At 47.5% G+C, this 15,943-nt stretch carries 12 protein-coding genes and 1 tRNA gene; 10 read left to right on the forward strand and 3 right to left on the reverse strand.

Features of this window, described 5'->3' with window-relative positions:
- The 3 genes from AB1466_07000 to AB1466_07010 all read left to right on the forward strand — a co-directional run.
- Positions 1 to 683: UbiD family decarboxylase (locus AB1466_07000; protein ID MEW6189832.1), on the forward strand; the 683-nt coding region annotated here is incomplete at its 5' end.
- Positions 652 to 1,524, forward strand: coding sequence for a UbiA-like polyprenyltransferase (locus tag AB1466_07005; GenBank protein MEW6189833.1), 873 nt, complete (start codon positions 652 to 654; stop codon positions 1,522 to 1,524). The genes AB1466_07000 and AB1466_07005, both read left to right, overlap by 32 nt.
- Before the next feature lie 12 nt (positions 1,525 to 1,536).
- Positions 1,537 to 2,142, forward strand: a complete 606-nt coding sequence (locus AB1466_07010; GenBank protein ID MEW6189834.1) for a flavin prenyltransferase UbiX — start codon at positions 1,537 to 1,539, stop codon at positions 2,140 to 2,142.
- A 372-nt stretch (positions 2,143 to 2,514) separates the two neighbouring features.
- Here AB1466_07010 and AB1466_07015 read toward each other — a convergent pair.
- The 3 genes from AB1466_07015 to AB1466_07025 form a co-directional block, all read right to left on the reverse strand.
- Positions 2,515 to 2,599: transfer RNA gene (locus AB1466_07015), tRNA-Leu, on the reverse strand.
- A gap of 63 nt (positions 2,600 to 2,662) precedes the next feature.
- Positions 2,663 to 3,997 carry a glutamine synthetase family protein gene (locus AB1466_07020; protein MEW6189835.1) on the reverse strand — a complete coding sequence of 445 codons (1,335 nt, stop codon included), beginning with the start codon at positions 3,995 to 3,997 and terminating at the stop codon, positions 2,663 to 2,665.
- 103 nt (positions 3,998 to 4,100) lie between these two features.
- Positions 4,101 to 4,769, reverse strand: coding sequence for a hypothetical protein (locus tag AB1466_07025; GenBank protein MEW6189836.1), 669 nt, complete (start codon positions 4,767 to 4,769; stop codon positions 4,101 to 4,103).
- A gap of 373 nt (positions 4,770 to 5,142) precedes the next feature.
- On the opposite strand from AB1466_07025, the gene AB1466_07030 reads away from it, so the two are divergent.
- From AB1466_07030 to polA, 7 genes are all read left to right on the forward strand, one after another.
- Positions 5,143 to 6,126, forward strand: a complete 984-nt coding sequence (locus AB1466_07030) for an NrpR regulatory domain-containing protein (GenBank protein ID MEW6189837.1) — start codon at positions 5,143 to 5,145, stop codon at positions 6,124 to 6,126.
- Positions 6,127 to 6,312: 186 nt separating this feature from the next.
- Positions 6,313 to 7,878: an FMN-binding glutamate synthase family protein gene (locus AB1466_07035; protein MEW6189838.1), complete on the forward strand. Its 1,566-nt coding sequence runs from the start codon at positions 6,313 to 6,315 to the stop codon at positions 7,876 to 7,878.
- A gap of 10 nt (positions 7,879 to 7,888) precedes the next feature.
- Complete coding sequence (locus AB1466_07040) at positions 7,889 to 8,113, forward strand: 4Fe-4S binding protein (protein ID MEW6189839.1); 225 nt, start codon at positions 7,889 to 7,891, stop codon at positions 8,111 to 8,113.
- Positions 8,114 to 8,139: 26 nt separating this feature from the next.
- Positions 8,140 to 8,604 (forward strand): NADH-quinone oxidoreductase subunit NuoE, encoded by a 465-nt coding sequence (gene nuoE, locus AB1466_07045; protein MEW6189840.1) that lies wholly within the window; start codon positions 8,140 to 8,142, stop codon positions 8,602 to 8,604.
- A gap of 87 nt (positions 8,605 to 8,691) precedes the next feature.
- A complete protein-coding gene (locus AB1466_07050; GenBank protein ID MEW6189841.1) occupies positions 8,692 to 10,356 on the forward strand; it encodes a NuoF family protein in 1,665 nt (554 codons plus the stop codon).
- Positions 10,357 to 10,519: 163 nt separating this feature from the next.
- The gene (fdhF, locus tag AB1466_07055) at positions 10,520 to 13,138 is read left to right on the forward strand and encodes a formate dehydrogenase subunit alpha (GenBank protein MEW6189842.1); all 2,619 of its coding nucleotides are present in this window, start codon (positions 10,520 to 10,522) and stop codon (positions 13,136 to 13,138) included.
- A 129-nt stretch (positions 13,139 to 13,267) separates the two neighbouring features.
- Positions 13,268 to 15,898, forward strand: coding sequence for a DNA polymerase I (polA, locus tag AB1466_07060; GenBank protein ID MEW6189843.1), 2,631 nt, complete (start codon positions 13,268 to 13,270; stop codon positions 15,896 to 15,898).
- Positions 15,899 to 15,943 lie beyond the last annotated feature (45 nt).

The following is a 15,943-nucleotide window of genomic DNA, read 5'->3' on the forward strand; positions in this document are numbered from 1 at the left end:
AGGTTCCAGCTCATGCGGAGATTATCTTGGAGGGATATGTTGATCCCGCGGAACGTCGTTTGGAGGGTCCCTTTGGCGATCACACTGGTTATTATTCTTTACCAGACGAATATCCCGTGTTTCACATCAAGTGCATTACTCATCGAAGGGACCCAATTTATCCCGCAACCGTTGTGGGAAGACCACCCATGGAGGATTGCTATATGGCCAAGGCGACCGAGAGGATCTTTCTTCCTCTCATCAAAGCCCAACTACCCGAAATCGTGGACATTAATCTACCGATGGAAGGCGTTTTTCATAATTGTGCCTTAATCTCCATAAAGAAGAGCTATCCCTTGCACGCTTTCAAGGTAATCAATGCCCTCTGGGGATTGGGACAGATGATGTTCACCAAGATGATAGTGGTCGTCGATGAAGATGTCGATGTTCAAAATCCTTCCGAGGTAGCCTGGAAGGTCTTTAACAACGTGGACCCGGAGCGGGATATCATATTCACTAAAGGTCCCTTGGATGTGTTGGATCACGCCTCCAACACTCCAAATTATGGTTCCAAGATGGGCATCGATGCCACTAAAAAGTGGAGGGAGGAAGGCTATACCCGTGAGTGGCCCGATGATATAAGGATGGATGAGGAGATAAGGAGGCTAGTCGATGAGAGGTGGCTTGAGTATGGGCTTGAATAAAATTAGTATATTTTTCCAAATGATAAAGTTCGAGCACACGGTATTTGCCCTTCCCTTCGCTTATATGAGTGCATTTTTAGCCGTGGAAGGTATGCCTCTCTTTAGGGATTTTTTCTGGATTACCGTAGCCATGGTAGGCGCTCGCACCTTGGCCATGTCCTTGAATCGTTTGATAGATAGAGAGATAGATGCTCGAAACCCCAGAACTTCTAAGCGCGCTCTCCCACGGGGATTGCTTTCCACAAGAGAAGTGGTACTTTTCTCCTTGATTTCCTTTTTCTTTTTCATGATGGCGGTTTATGAGTTGGCTCCCCTTTGCCGATATCTCTGGCCCCTGGTGGTCATTCCCTTCATCATTTATCCTTACACCAAGAGATTCACCTGGACTAGCCATTTTTTATTGGGTCTTTGCTTGGGGCTGGCTCCCTTGGGTGCTTGGGTGGCCATAAGGAATGGTCTTACTCTGGTGCCAATCTTGCTCGGATTAGCCGTATGCTTCTGGGTGGCGGGTTTTGACATCATTTATTCATGTCAGGATTTTAAGATAGACAGAGAGCAGGGGCTTTATTCCATTCCAGCCCGTTTTGGGATTAAAAAGGGACTTCAAGTGACGGCTCTTCTACACGTATTGACCGTAATTTTCCTCATTGGTGTGGGTTTATCGACGAGTGCAGGGATATTTTATTATATCGGTGTCATAATAGTGGCTTTTTTGCTTGCCTATGAGAATCGCCTCGTATCTCCGGATGATCTATCCAGGGTTAATGAGGCTTTCTTCACCACCAATGGTTTTATCAGTATCTTAATGTTCGTCTTCACCGTTTTAAGTCTCTGTTTCTAATAGGGAGCAAAGGTGTCCAGCTATATCCTGGCTGTAACGGGAGCGAGCGGAACGATATATGGAAAGCGCCTCGTTGAGGTGCTTCTTTCAAAAGATCATCGAGTTAAGCTTTTAATCTCCAAACCGGGTGAGGAAGTCCTGGCTCACGAGCTCGATTTTCAATTGGAGGGGGATGAGAAGGAGAAAGAAAGACGGCTAAAGGAGTGGTTGGGATTAAAATACAATGATCCCAGTTTGGAGTACATCGATTACCTCAACTTCAGTGCACCCATCTGTAGTGGATCTTGCAAGACGGATGGGATGATAATCATCCCCTGTAGTATGTCAACGGTGGCCGGGGTAGCCCAGGGGATTTCCTCAAATCTCATCCAGCGAGCAGCCGATGTGATGTTAAAGGAGAGAAGACCTCTCATTCTCGTTCCTCGGGAGACTCCCTTAAATGAGATACATCTGAGGAATATGCTTATTCTCGTCCAAGCGGGGGCTTTTATCGTCCCGGCCATGCCCGGTTTTTATCATCGACCGCAGAACATAGATGATTTGGTGGACTTTATAGTGGGCAGGGTCCTGGATATTTTGGGCATAGAACATGATCTTTACCCGCCCTGGGGAGGATAACCAGGGGTCAGACCTCCATACATCATTTACCAGGACAAATAAATCTTTAACTTTTGTAGGAGGATGCAACCTGGCTCATCGACCAAATTGTCTATAAACTCTACGGCCTAGCTGCTGAGAAAGTTAAAATTAAGAGAAGACACAAAAAAGTCAATGTAGATATTCTACGCGTGGGGATTTTTGGGAAAATGTATAACATAAACTGGAACAGTGTGTTAGCAGGTGCAAACACCTTCTAGCTCTAAAGAAATTTCAAAATATACCCATGTTTAAAGCAGCTGAACTTGTTTCTAAGTTGACGTAAAAATGCAGCGTTAAAATGAGGTTGCTTCGCTGCGCTCGCAATGACGGGAGAAGATGGGCATAAAATAGTGCCGAGGGCGGGAGTCGAACCCGCATGCCTATAAAAGGCACCGGTTTTTGAGACCGGAGCGTATTCCTATTCCGCCACCTCGGCACGCGCCTGTACGGCAAGTTTATTATATGTTAGCTGGTAGTTTAAGGTCAAGCAAATATCTTTTTACAAAACGGAAAGATATTTTTCGATTTCATAAGAGGAGATTGTCCTTCGGTACCTATCCCATTCGATCTTTTTGTTTTCGATGAAATGGGCAAAGACGTGTTCACCGAGGGCTTTCCGAACCACCTCACTTTTTTCCGCCAATGTTATTGCCTCTATGAGACTCCCGGGAAGCATTCCTATATTCCTTTTCCTTCGCTCTTCTTCGGTCATTAAATAAACATTTTCCTCGATGGGATCGGGGGGCTTGTATCCCTTTTGGATACCCTCCAAACCGGCGACGAGCATTACGGAAAAGGCGAGATAAGGGTTGCAAGCCGGATCTGGACTTCGCAGTTCAATCCGCATTGCCTCTTCCTTTCCCGGTTTGTACATGGGAACTCTTATCATATCCGATCTATTAAGGTAAGCCCAAGTTATGTAGACTGGAGCTTCGTAGCCGGGAACCAATCGCTTATAGGAATTCACCCATTGATTGGTGACTGCCGTGTATTCCGGAGAATGCTTCATCAATCCGGCGATGAAACTCTTGGCGGTATCCGAGAGATGATATTTATCCTTTGGATCGAAGAAGGCATTGCGACCATCTTTGAACAGGGACATGTGAGTATGCATCCCGGAACCATTCTCTCCATAGATGGGTTTGGGCATGAAGGTGGCATAACACCCATTTCGGCAGGCAATTTCCTTGACCACGAATCGGTAGGTCATCACCTTGTCCGCCATCCTCAAGGCTTCGTCGTATCGAAGGTCGATTTCGTGTTGGGATGGAGCGACTTCATGATGGGCGAATTCGACTCCAATGCCCATCGCTTCAAGTGCAAGGACGGTTTGTTGACGCAGTCCTATGGCTTCATCGCGGGGGATTAGGTCGAAGTATCCTCCACTATCGAGTACCTCAGGCTGGTTTGGGGATTTAAAATAAAAATATTCGAGTTCTGGTCCCAAATGGAAGGTGAATCCCATCTCTTTTGCTTTTTCCAGGTTCTTTTTCAAGATGTATCGGGGATCACCTTCGAATGAGCGACCATCGGGGCAAAAAATATCACAAAACATCCGGGCAACTTTTTTATCCCCAGGTTGCCAGGGTAAAATGGCGAAGGTTGTGGGATCGGGTACGGCGAGAGTATCGCTTTCCTCGATTCTCGCGAATCCTTCCACCGAGGAGCCATCGAAACCCATTCCCTCATCGAAGGCTTTCCCCAATTCCTCCTTTGTGATGGTGAAACTCTTGAGGAACCCCAGGATGTCTGTGAACCATAGCTCCATGAACTTAATGTCCTTTTCTTCCACGATCTTAAGGATATCCTTTTGATCTCTGATGGCTTTTTCCATATCTTCCTCCTCATCTATTGATACTGCATTATAAAGCATAGAATGGAACTTGTTTTCGGTATAAGTTTAAATCATCGACATCCACGAGACAATAACATCGCCTTCAATAAGCATAAATTCTTCCATAGGGTCGAGATGAAAAGGGAACCAATTTGGTGAATTCCTGCTCTGGCAGGTGGAGGGGATTCAGATCAAATTGACCCGCAAATTCTCGAATGTACTTTCTCGATAGGGATTTATCGGAGTTCGTGAGCCTGGCTATCCTCACCTCCTTGGCAAGCTGATATTCTTTTATCTTCCCCCTTAAATACATGATTCCGGCATGCATTCCAGTCCCGATGAAGTTGGCCTCGTAAAATCTTTCCTCCAAGTTGAGGATTAAAATGACTCCTCCGGCCATGTATTCGCCTAGAAAATCACCGACGGTTCCGCCCACGATGATCAAGGGCTTTTTATCTTTATATTCCTTCATGTGGATACCCAGGCGATAACCTGCATCATCTCTTATGAATATCTTTCCTCCTTGCATGGCATAACCCGCGATATCTCCCGCTCGACCGTGGATGATGATTTCTCCATTGCTCATGGTGTTTCCACAACCATCCTGGACATTTCCGTAAACGGTGATGCGAGGACCATCCATGAAGGCACCGAGATCATTGCCGGGAACATCCTCAATGGTAATTTTAATGTCTTCCTTAATTCCATCACAAATATATCTTTGCCCATTGACATTTTTTAATGTGATTTCCCCCATAGCCTTTATTGACATAATTTCTTATTTTTTCGTTTAGCGCGGCGTAATGCGAATTATTGGCATCTATGACCGCAAGAGGTTGTCCACTCACTTACATCCCCTCACCAGCTGGTTTGATTTCCAGAATTTTAAGCTCCGTATCGGTCAAAGCCACTCCACGCAGGCGGAGTCTATTGCCTCGCAGGCTTTCGATTGCATTTATAACACAAGCTTTGCCCTCTTTAAATGAAAATTTTCATGTTGTAAAAGCTTGACATCGTAGCCCGATTTAACTTAAATAAGATAACGGCAACCCAATGCCGAGAAAATAAGGTAATCGGTAACCTATTACCGTATTTTCGTAAGCTTTGCTTGTTGTCAACCTCAATTTTTTGAAGTGTGAAAATCCATGGATCCAGAGGTTAAGAGGAAAATCGTCACGATTCTCAGGATATTGAGCAAGGAAAAGGAACCCCTTGGGGCAAGTTTAATCTCACGTCGCCTACGGGATTTTGGTATTAACCTAAGCGAAAGGGCAGTCAGGTACCACCTTAAGATCATGGATGAGAGGGGTTTAACCCAAGGGTTTGGAAAGCGGGGACGTGTAATCACAAAAAAGGGTTTAACTGAATTAAGGGATGCACTGGTCTCCGATAAGGTTGGTTTGATAATTTCAAAAATAGACGCGCTTTCCTGCCGTACCACTTTAAATCCGGAGGAAAAAAGGGGGCGAATCATTTTAAACATTTCGTTTATACCGGAAAAAGATTTCCGTGCTGCCCTAAGGGAAATGCGAGATATTTTCAAGACGAGGCTATGTATGAGTGATCTTGTGGCGGTGGCCTCCGGGGGAGAAGTTTTGGGAGATGTTGAAATCCCTCCAGGTAAAATTGGCTTCGGCACGGTATGTAGCATCACTTTAAATGGAGTTTTAGTTAATGCGGGAATTCCCGTTTATTCTAAATTTGGCGGGATTTTACAAATGGATGATTTCAAACCGATGAGATTTACAGAACTCATAACATATGAGGGTACCTCCCTAGATCCCTTGGAAATCTTCATAAAAGGTAAGATGACCAGCGTAAGGGAGGTAGCAAGAACTGGAACGGGAAAAATATTGGCCAGTTTCCGGGAAATCCCCGCAGTTGCTCTTGAGGCTGCGAGGAAGATGATCGAGGAATTAGAGGAAATAAATCTTCACGGTGTGCTCGCCGTGGGTGAGCCAAGTCAACCAGTTTTGGAGATGTCCGTCGGTGTAGATCGAGTGGGGATGGTCGTAGTTGGGGGATTAAATCCATTAGCTGCACTGGAAGAGGTAGGCATTGAAACCCAAAGTAAAGCCATGAGTACCATGATAGATTTTGGGGAACTCAAAAGCTTCTGGGAACTTTAAGTAACCCATGCAGTAGTTTGGCAAATTTTTGAAATAAAGTTCAAAAGTTGTCTAAATACCATATCTACTGTGGTAAATGGAAAAAATAAAAAATAAAAAATAAAAAATAACACATGATTTTGGGAGGTGAGTGAAAAGCTTTTAACGTGGAAGGGAAATCCCATGGGATATGAAAGGGGGTAAAAGATGTCTTTAAGTAGACCGAATGCAAGTGCTGCAACTGTGACCACGACTAGGGTTACGCCTTCACCCATTTCTGGACTATGCGTAACCTGTGTGGATGGTTGTCCGGGCTATTGCGAAGTGGGAAGATCTGCTGTTAGAGGAAGAGAAATTATCTACCCGCACCCCTTTGGGAAAGTCATTGCCGGAGCGGAGAAAGATTATCCCGTCGATTTTTCTCACTTCAATATCCAGGGGAGCTGTGTTGGGGCTGCGGGTATCGAGGCAGACCCGGATAAAGCCACCTTCCCCGCTGTGGATGTCTCCACCGAAATCGGCTCCGAGGGAAATAAGATAAAGATGAAAGTCCCCTTCTTCACAGGTGCTTTGGGTTCTACCGAGGTAGCCAGGGTGAACTGGGAAGGTGCCGCCATCGCTGTTGCCATATGTGGAGCCGTACTCATCTGTGGAGAGAATGTTTGTGGCATGGATCCCAATGCTGAGCTCAAAAATGGAAGGGTGGTAAGATCTCCAGAGCTCGAAAGAAGGGTGAAGATATACAAGGAATGGTATGAGGGCTATGGGACCATGCTCGTTCAAGCAAATGTAGAGGACACTCGCCTTGGTGTTCCCGAGTATGCGGTGGAGAAGTTCGGAGTCGAGGGAATCGAGATAAAGTGGGGGCAAGGAGCTAAATCCATCGGTGGGGAGGTTAAGCTGCCCACTCTGGAAAGAGCTCTTGAGCTCAAGCAAAGAGGATATATCGTTATTCCCGACCCCAATGATTCCGCGGTTCAAGAGGCTTATAAAGCGGGAGGAGTACGAGAATTCGAAAGGCACTCCCGCCTGGGAATGGTGGACGAAGAGTCCTTTTTGAAGGAAGTGGAAAGGCTAAAGAATATAGGGGCTAAGTACGTTACCCTTAAAACGGGCGCCTATAGACCCGCGGATTTAGCGCGGGCGGTGAAATTCGCCTCCGAAGCAAAAATAGACCTTCTGACGGTGGACGGCGCGGGTGGCGGAACCGGAATGAGTCCCTGGGTGATGATGAACGAATGGGGAATCCCCACGGTTTATCTGGAGAGCCTTCTTTACAAATTCCTGAAAAGGATAGAGGAGAAGGGAGCATTCGTTCCCAGCTGTGCCATAGCCGGGGGGATTGTCCTTGAGGATCAGATCTTTAAAGCCATTGCCTTGGGAGCTCCTTATATAAAGGCGGTGTGTATGGGTCGGGGTACCCTTACCGCGGCGATGGTGGGGAAGACCCAAGGGCAGCTCCTCGAAGAAACGTACGGGAAAGGTAAGGAATATCAAGAAGCGCTTCTCCGCACCTTCATCGGGGCGGCGCAACTTAGGGAAAAATATGGAGAAGATTTTAAGAGGATACCACCGGCGGCAATAGCCGTCTATACCTACTATGACAGGATTGCCACTGGTCTTAGGCAGCTCATGGCCGGGGCTCGTAAATTCGCCCTCAACTTAATAGACCGAAATGACCTCGTCGCTCTGACACGAGAAGCGGCGGAGGTTTCCGGGATCACTTATGTAATGGAATCGGATATGGAAGTGGCAGAAAGGATTTTGGGATAAAGGAGGAGATATGCTGAATTTAATATGCCCTCAACATTGTCCTTCACCCTTTTGCGAGACTGCCTGTCCCACGGACGCCATCACCATTTCAGCCAAGGATAACAACGTTTATGTGGATACGGATAAATGCAATAGGTGTGGAATTTGCCGAATGGTGTGTATGACCTGGAGCCGAGATAAATCCCTTGAGGGCAAAAGACCCTGGATTTCCGAGGATTGGGTTACACCGACGTAGGATTTTTGCAAAATGGAGTTATATAAATGAAAGAAGAGCTTCTGAGAAGGATTTTGTCTTCCTATAAAGGAAGGAGAGAAGATCTCATTCCAATTTTACAGGCGGTCCAGGCAAATTTTGGTCGCCTGCCCGAAGAAGCGATGCTCCGGATCGCAAGGTTCATTGGTATACCTGAAAGCGAGGTTTATTCCGTAGCCTCTTTTTACACTCAGTTCAGGCTCACACCCTTGGGTAGAAAACATGTTACAGTTTGTCGAGGTACCGCTTGTCATATTCGCAGTGCACCTCAGATTCTCCAGGAGATAGAGAAAGTAGTTGGCATTGAGGAAGGGGAGGTAACGCCCGATCTTGAGTATTCTCTGGAAACCGTGGCCTGCATTGGCTGTTGTGCCTTAGCCCCATGCATCAGGATCAATAGGGATGTTTATGGTGAACTGACCCCGGAAAGGGCGAGAGAGCTCTTCTCCACCTCAAAACAAATGTCACCCTGAGCGAAGCGAACGGGGCTCTAGAGAGACCTTGGAGATTCTTCGCTACGCTCAGAGTGACGGAGAGCAAGGAATATGAAGGAGAGCAGGATGTCCAATAGGAGATGCACGGTACTTATTTGCCAAGGAACGGGATGTATATCGGGAGGAGCCGAGCAAATCTTCTCTTCGCTGGAAGAAGAAGTGACGAGGTTGAATTTAGGGGAGAGCGTTCAAATCAAACGCACCGGTTGTCATGGTTTCTGCCAACGGGGCCCTCTTATTGTTATTGAGCCAGAGAGCATTTTCTACTCCAAAGTTAAGCTGGATGATGTGCCTGAAATCGTTCAATCTTTATTACCAGAAGGGAAGCCCTTGGAGCGCCTCTTCTACCATGACCCAGTTACCGGTAAACCCATCCCCCATTATGGGGACATCCCATTTTACAATAAGCAAGAGCGCACCGTGTTGCGGAATTGTGGACACATCGACCCCGAGGATATTGGAGACTTTCTTGCCGTTGGTGGTTATGAGGCGCTGCGCAAGGCTCTTTTTGACATGACCCCCGAACAGGTCATTGAGGAAGTGAAGCACTCTGGGCTTCGGGGACTCGGCGGTGCCGGTTTTCCCACCGGGCGAAAGTGGGAAGCTTGCCGTGTGGCACCCGGTGAAGAAAAATATATCATCTGCAACGGCGACGAAGGTGATCCGGGTGCATTTCAAGACCGGTCGACTATGGAAGGAGACCCTCATTCAGTTTTGGAGGGGATGATCATTGCCGGCTATGCCATTGGCGCTAAAAAGGGCTTCGTCTACGTGCGAGCGGAATATCCACTGGCGGTGAAGCGTTTAAAAATTGCCATCACCCAAGCAAGGGAAGAGGGATTCTTGGGTAAGGATATTCTAGGAAGCGGATTTGATTTCGATATAGAGATTTTTCAAGGCGCTGGGGCCTTTGTTTGTGGGGAGTCCACAGCCTTGGTTCTCTCCATCCAAGGCAAACGGGGTATGCCCAAACCCTTGCCCCGTCCCCGTACCGCGGAGGCGGGATTATGGGATAAGCCAACCTTGCTCAACAACGTAAAAACCTTTGCCAACATCCCGCTCATCATCAATCGAGGCTGGAAATGGTTTGCCAGCAGGGGAACTGAAAAAAGCAAGGGCACTGCCATCTTTTCACTCACGGGCAAGGTGGCTAATTGCGGTCTGATAGAAGTACCCATGGGAATCACGCTTCGGGAAGTTATCTATGATATCGGAGGGGGAATTCCCGGGGGGAAGGCTTTTAAGGCTGTTCAAACCGGCGGACCCTCAGGTGGTTGCCTCCCAGCAAGTTTCTTGGATATGCCGGTTGATTTTGACTCGCTCATCACGGCAGGTTCGATGATGGGTTCCGGAGGTATGGTGGTGATGGACGAGGACACCTGTATGGTCGATGTGGCTCGCTACTTTCTCGACTTCACTCGGAGGGAATCCTGTGGTCAGTGCATTCCCTGCCGGCTTGGAACGGAGCAGATGTTTGAAATTCTGGATGATATCACCAAAGGGCAGGGCAGACCGGAGGATATTGAGTTGCTTTTAGAGCTGAGCGATGCAATAATACATGGCTCCCTTTGTGCTCTGGGCAAGACTGCTCCAAATCCTGTGCTCACTACGATTCGTTACTTTCGTGGTGAATATGAAGCGCATATCGATGAAAAATGGTGTCCAGCCGGTGTGTGCAGAGAGCTTATCAAGGAGAAAGGTTCTTCTCCAGAAACAGTGGGTAGAAAATGAAAATTAAAGTATGTTGAAAATAGAAATCATCTTAAGTCTGTCTTCTTTCCCCTTTATCCCCTTCCCATCCAGGGAGGGGAAACAAAAAACGTTTTTCCATCAGGGGAGAAGAGTACCCACTAAAATGGAGGAGGGCTAGAATTTATAAGATGAGGAGCGACTAATGGATAAAATCACTATCACCATTGATGGCTCGGACATTGTAGCTGAGAGCGGGGCAACCATTTTGGAAGTGGCACTCAAAAACGGCATTTACATTCCCCACCTTTGCTACCATCCCGACTTAAAACCCATCGGAGCTTGTCGGTTGTGTATTGTTGAAATCGATGGTGGGAAACTTGTGATCTCCTGCCGAATGCCGGTCAAACAAGGGATGTCGATAAAGACGAAGAGTCCGGAGATTGATAAGGTACGTCGAGCCATTATTGAGCTGCTCATCGCCAATCATCACGCGGATTGCCGTGATTGCACTAAAAGTAGGCAGTGTGAGTTGTTGAAGATAGCCACTTTTATTCGTTTTGATAGAAAACGGGCGAGGCGCTTAAGGTGGGCGAAGGAGGAACTCCCCAGAGATACCTCAAATCCGTTTTTCGATATGGATCCCAATAGATGCGTGCTCTGTGGAATCTGTGTCCGAACTTGTGAGGAAATCCAAGGGGTGGGCGCGATCAATTTCATCGGTCGAGGTTATACCAGTAAAATTGCCCCTTTCGGAGACAAACCTTTGGTTCAGTCCAGATGCATATCGTGTGGGGAGTGTGTGGTCAGGTGTCCGGTTGGTGCCTTGGTGCCAAAAAATGTCCAGCGTCCAGAGCGAGAGGTCAAGACCATTTGTTCATATTGTGGCACGGGTTGTGGAGTTTATCTGGGCATTCGCGACAATGCCGTCGTCAGCGTGCGGGGCGATACCGATAGCCCTGTAAACCGAGGCAATCTTTGCGTCAAAGGTCGGTTTGGCGCCAGTTTTGTTAACTCTTCGGATCGATTGATTGCACCCCTCATTAAGCGGAAAGGGAAATTTACCAAAACATCCTGGGATGAAGCATTAGCGGTAGTTGTCGATAAGCTAGCCAAGTACAAGGGGGACCAGTTTGCGCTCCTGGCTTCCACTAAATGCACCAATGAGGAAAGCTACGTTATTCAGAAGTTTGCCAGGGCGGTGATGAACACCAATAACATAGACAATTGCGCCCGCCTATGTTATGCCCCTACCATGGTGGCTCTGCATGAAACAATCGGCGTTGGGGCGATGACCAACTCCATAAGTGAGCTCGAGAAAACTTCCTGCATACTAGCTATAGGCACTAATGTTACACGAGCCCATCCGGTAATCGGAATCAAGGTAAAGAGGGCAGTGCGGAATGGAGCCAAGCTCATTGTGGTTAATCCAAAGGAAATCGACCTATGCCGCTTCACCGATATTTGGCTTAGGCCTTATCCGGGTACCGATGTAGCTCTGATCATGGGTATGAGCCAGGTGATCGTCGATGAAGGATTGCTCGATAATGCCTTCATCGAGGAAAACTGCGAGGATTTCGAAGAATTCAGAGAGTCTTTGGAGGATTTTAGCCCCGGCAGAGTGGAGAGGATAACTGGTGTTTCAAGGGAAATAATAGCCGAAGCTGCCAGGATTTATGCCACAAACAAGCCGGCGGCGATCCTCTGGTCTACGGGTATCACTCAGCATTCTCATGGCACCGATAATGTCTTTGCCCTTGTCAATTTGGCGATGCTTACCGGGAATATGGGCAAGCCTTCAGGGGGACTTTATCCACTTTTGGGGGAGAATAACGCTCAAGGTGCCTGCGATATGGGATGCCTGCCCGATTTTTATCCTGGTTACCAAAGGGTAACCGATCCGGGAGTCCGAGGGAAATTTGAGGCTGCTTGGGATGTGGACTTGAATCCCACACCTGGGTTAGCCTTCACCGAGACATGGCAGGCTATCTTGGATGAAAAAATTAAGGCAGTTTACATCATTGGCGTCGATCCTGCATTGAGCATCGCCGGTTCCCAGAGAGTACGTGAGGCTCTTAGGAAAGCGGAATTCGTTGTTGTCCAGGATATCTTCTTTAACGAGACGGCAAAATTTGCCCATGTCGTCCTCCCAGCGGCAAGCTTCGCTGAGAAGGAGGGAACTTTCACCAATACTGAGCGGCGCATTCAGAGAGTGCGCAGAGCAATAGAACCGGTTGGCGATTCACGCCCCGACTGGGAGATCATCTGCGAGCTTGCTAAGAGGCTGGGTGGCAAGGGTTTCGATTTCAGCCATCCCGGTGAGATCGCATCTGAGATTGCCTCAATTGCCCCTCTGTATGGAGGCATGTCTTACGACCGCTTGGAAAATGAGAGCTTGGAACGGCTTCATACCCCTAGTGGCAAGGGTAAATTTAAACCCTTGGAGTTCAGACCTCCAACAGAGGTTCCCGATGTTGAGTATCCTTTGGTTTTGACCACTGAAAGGGTCCTCTACCGTCATGGTGCTTTATCTTGGAAAGTGGAGGGTCTCAACATTTTAAAGGGCAAGGAACTTGTGGAGATAAATCCAAGGGATGCCGCCAACTATGGCATCGGTCATGGCCAGATAGTGCGGATAATCTCTCGGCGGGGGGAGATAAAGGCTGAAGTAAAGGTGACCGATGCTTCTCTACCAGGTGTAATCTCCATGGGTTTTCATTCTATCGAGAGTCCAACCAATGTGCTCACCAATCCCACTCTTGACCCGGTAGCTAAAACGCCGGAATCCAAGGTATGTGCGGTGCGGATTGTTCCACAAACATAATGCCACCTTAAAACCACCCCTGCTATTTGTCAACCATTCTTAAGAACTGTACAATGTAGTCGATGCGGAGGAGTCGCGAGGCAGTAGTAAAAATCTAAGCGACTCCGACTTAATCGGGGTTGAAGATTCTTGAGAGGAAAGAAAATCATATTAATCGATGGAAATAGCTTGGTCTACCGAGCCTTCTACGCCTTACCCACCACTTTGGCTACCTCAGCGGGGCAAATAACAAATGCAGTATATGGATTTTCAAGTATGCTCATCAAGCTCTTGAGGGAGGAAAAGCCCGACGTTGTTTTGGTGGCCTTTGACAGGGGTATGCCCGCTCGAGTCGCTCAATATGAGGAATATAAAGCCCATCGTCCAGAAACTCCGGATGAATTGAAGAGTCAGATACCTCTGGTGAAGGAGGTCCTTGAGGCCCTCAATATCCCCATTTTTGAGATGGAAGGATATGAAGCCGATGATATCCTGGCTACCCTGGCCAAGGAGGCGGAGAGGGAAGGGCATCGGGTACTGATATTAACTGCGGACAGAGATGCCTTTCAGATGGTATCTCCGCGGGTAAAGATCATGACCACTAGAAAGGGAATTTCCAATATAGTCCTCTACGATCGCAAGGCTGTAATCAGCAGATATGGTGTTCCCCCCGAGAGAATCGCCGATTTTTTGGCTCTGAAGGGAGATTCCTCGGATAACATCCCCGGAGTTCCGGGTATAGGCGAGAAAACAGCCGCCAAGCTCATCCAGGAATTTGGCAACCTGGAGGATATTCTGGAGAACGTGGATAGAATCCCGGCGAAAAACCGGGAGGCTCTCAAAAATTATGCGGAGCAAGCCAAGCTCAGTAAGCAATTGGCGATTTTAGATTGCGGTGTTCCCATAGATGTGGATTTTGACCGCTATCGTTTGGGAGGATGGGATGAAAGGAGGGTTCGAGAGGTATTTTCTTCATTGGAGTTCAACACCCTGTTGGAGAGGCTTTTAACCCAAGAGGTTGCTCCTCCCGCGGAGGCCCCTTTAAAGATAGAGGTTAAGATGGTCCTTGATGAAATGACTCTCAAGGATCTCTTAAAACAACTCGATTCAAGCCGAAGATTTGGATTGGAGATAGTTCCCTCTGGAACTCATCCCATCGACTTAAATCTCACGGGTTTGTCCATATCTACAGGGGAAAGGACCTATTACATCCCTTTGGAGGGGAAATTGGGGCAGCTTCCAAAAGCTCTGGTCTTTGGGGAACTTAAGTCCTATCTTGAATCCTCGGATTGGTCAAAGGTCGTCCACGACGGGAAAGTGTTGATACATTGTTTGAGAAATGATGGCATCAATTTGAATGGACTCTCCTTTGATACCTTAATCGCCGCTTATCTTCTTGATCCGGGAAGAGAAATTTATCCTCTTGAGCATCTATGTGGGCGGTATCTCAAATTGAAGATCGCCGAGGAAGAAAACGAGGTGAATGTGGGGCAAAAGGCTTTCGCCATTCTAAAGCTACAACCCATATTCGAGAGGGAACTCAGGGAGAAAGAAATCTGGGAGCTGTGTGAGGGGGTCGAGATGCCACTCCTCTTCGTGCTTGCTCAGATGGAGCTCGGGGGAGTGGGAATCGAGGCGCAAGTTTTGGAATCCTTCTCCTCTGAAGTCGAGGATACCATAAAGACTCTAGAGCAAGAGATCTATGATTTGGCTGGTGAAGAGTTCAACATCAACTCCTCCCAACAACTGGGAACCATTCTCTTTGAGAAATTGAGATTGGAACCTCATCGAAAAACTAAGACGGGTTATTCCACGGATTACTCGGTATTGATCAAACTCGTGGACCGACATCCCATAATTGAAAAACTCCTGCAGTACCGGGAGCTATCGAAGTTAAAATCGACGTATATCGATGCTTTACCCAAACTGGTGCATCCAAGGACGAAAAGGCTACACACCACCTTCAGTCAAGCGATCACCACAACTGGCAGGCTCACAAGCAGCAATCCCAATCTTCAGAATATTCCAATCCGAACCGAACTGGGTTTAAGGATAAGAGAAGCCTTTATCCCCACCAGATCATCGGATCAGCTTCTCGTGGCGGATTATTCTCAAATCGAGTTAAGAATTCTGGCTCATTTGTCCCAAGACCGGGGCTTACTTCGAGCTTTCAGAGAGGGGAGGGATATTCATCTGACTACAGCTTGCGAGGTATTTGGAGTAAGACCCGAAGATGTTGATCCTTTAATGCGAAGGGCCGCCAAGGCAGTGAACTTCGGTATTGTGTACGGCATAAGTCCTTATGGTCTTTCCGAGCAGCTGGGAATATCAAAAGATGAGGCAAAGGTCTATATCGATAGATATTTTGAGAGATATCCATCGGTGCGTGAATTTATTGACAAGGTCATCGCCGATGCTTATCGTGATGGTTACGTAAAGACCTTGATGAAGAGACGGAGATATCTACCCGAACTTAAGAGCAGCAACTATCGGATTAGGAACTTCGGTGAAAGGTTGGCGATAAATACCACCATCCAAGGGAGTGCCGCCGACATCATAAAGCTGGCCATGATCCAGCTGGACAGGGAATTTGGCGAGAGGGGACTCCGCACCCGAATGGTTCTGCAGGTGCACGATGAGTTGATATTCGAAGTGCCAGAGGATGAGAGGAAGGCTGCACAAAATCTGGTGCGTGAGGTGATGGAAAATGTCTATCCCCTGGATGCGAAGTTGAAAGTGGATATATCCATGGGTCCCAACTGGAAAGAGGCGAAGGAATAAGCTGTACAAAAATAAATTTTGCCAAAGTAAATAATGTACAGTTAT

The sequence above is a fragment of the Actinomycetota bacterium genome, assembly GCA_040755895.1.
GTDB lineage: Bacteria > Actinomycetota > Aquicultoria > Subteraquimicrobiales > Subteraquimicrobiaceae > Subteraquimicrobium.

Bases quoted from the DNA above. Each gene is read 5' to 3' on its own strand.
- AB1466_07005 (MEW6189833.1), top strand. From the start codon at position 652: ATGAGAGGTGGCTTGAGTATGGGCTTGAATAAAATTAGTATATTTTTC.
- AB1466_07020 (MEW6189835.1), bottom strand. From the start codon at position 3,997: ATGGAAAAAGCCATCAGAGATCAAAAGGATATCCTTAAGATCGTGGAA.
- AB1466_07025 (MEW6189836.1), bottom strand. From the start codon at position 4,769: ATGTCAATAAAGGCTATGGGGGAAATCACATTAAAAAATGTCAATGGG.
- AB1466_07030 (MEW6189837.1), top strand. From the start codon at position 5,143: ATGGATCCAGAGGTTAAGAGGAAAATCGTCACGATTCTCAGGATATTG.
- AB1466_07035 (MEW6189838.1), top strand. From the start codon at position 6,313: ATGTCTTTAAGTAGACCGAATGCAAGTGCTGCAACTGTGACCACGACT.
- AB1466_07040 (MEW6189839.1), top strand. From the start codon at position 7,889: ATGCTGAATTTAATATGCCCTCAACATTGTCCTTCACCCTTTTGCGAG.
- nuoE (MEW6189840.1), top strand. From the start codon at position 8,140: ATGAAAGAAGAGCTTCTGAGAAGGATTTTGTCTTCCTATAAAGGAAGG.
- AB1466_07050 (MEW6189841.1), top strand. From the start codon at position 8,692: ATGTCCAATAGGAGATGCACGGTACTTATTTGCCAAGGAACGGGATGT.
- fdhF (MEW6189842.1), top strand. From the start codon at position 10,520: ATGGATAAAATCACTATCACCATTGATGGCTCGGACATTGTAGCTGAG.